At 43.8% G+C, this 1,253-nt stretch carries 1 protein-coding gene; it reads left to right on the top strand.

From position 1 onward, the window contains the following. Positions 1 to 1,253, top strand: a 1,253-nt coding sequence (locus tag ACTUHY_RS12820; RefSeq protein WP_442827999.1) for a recombinase family protein, incomplete at both ends; no start/stop codon positions are given.

The raw sequence follows: 1,253 nt of genomic DNA, 5'->3' as shown, positions 1-1,253 counted from the left end.
AAATGTCAAATGGGGAACCCGAAAACGTTTTGCACAAGGGATTCCTAATGGACGGTTTCGAATCTATGGATACCGTTGGCAGGGAGATCAGCTTGTCCCTGAGCCCAAGGAAGCGTCTGTTGTAAAGCTCATTTATGACAACTTCTTAAAAGGCCTGTCCGCTGAGACCACGGAAAAGCAGCTGGAAGAAATGGGAATGAAATCCTTTAATGGGAAACATTTCGGGAATTCGGCCGTCCGGAGAATTTTAGAGAATATTACTTACACCGGTAATCTATTGTTCCAGAAAGCCTATTCGGCAGACCCCATCACCGGAAAAACCAAAATCAATCATGGAGAACTCCCACAATATTTTGTGGAAAATACACATGAGGCCATTATCCCCATGGAAACCTATAAAAAGGTACAGGAAGAAAGGGAAAGACGGCGGGAACTGGGGGCTTTGGCAAACTGGTCCATCGATACCTGCTGTTTTACCACCAAAATCAGGTGTGGAATCTGCGGGAAGAGTTTTGTGCATATTCGCAGTAAACGGAAAAATAAGGATTGCTGGACCTGTATTTCCCATAAAGAGAGAGGAAGAACCTGCCGTTCTAAGGGAGCTATCCCACAGAAAGTCCTAGTCAAGGAATGCACAGAAGTCCTGGGGCTTTCCGAATTCGATGAAAAAGTCTTTCTGAATCAAGTGGATAAAATTGTAGTCACTGAGCCACATGTGATGGTGTTTCATATGAAAAATGGAGAGCAGATTACACGGCAATGGGTTTCTACTGCCCGGAAGGACGCATGGACTAGTGAACGCCGGAAGGAATGGGGAGAAAGACATAAGCTAAAAAGCACAAATCCCAATCGAAAGATATTCAATGAGTTCACGGGGTTTATCAAATGCGGGAAATGTGGGGAAAATTACAGGAGCCAACAAACTACATATTCTGATGGAAAAAAGGAACGGTACTGGCGGTGTGCTGGTATATGTGGCAATGAAGCCATCAAAGACAGCACTATGAAAAAGCTAACTGCTTCTGTGCTGGGACTGGACACTTTCAATGAGGAAAAAATGGATGAATCCCTTGAAAAAGCAGTTGTCCTGAATGGAGAAATAACATTCCATTTTAAAGATGGCCATACGGAAACCAGGCAATATAGAGAAAGAAAACGGGGAACCCGTCATAGCGAAGCGTATCGGGCTTATATGCATGAAATCATGCAATATGCAAAACGCAAGGACCCAGAGGCTAAAAAAATAATGCTTG

This window comes from Acidaminococcus nyctereutis (genome assembly GCF_052216985.1).
GTDB classification, from domain to species: domain Bacteria; phylum Bacillota; class Negativicutes; order Acidaminococcales; family Acidaminococcaceae; genus Acidaminococcus; species Acidaminococcus fermentans_A.
Note: the sequence above shows the minus strand (reverse complement) of the source record. Positions and strands in the feature narration are given on the sequence as shown.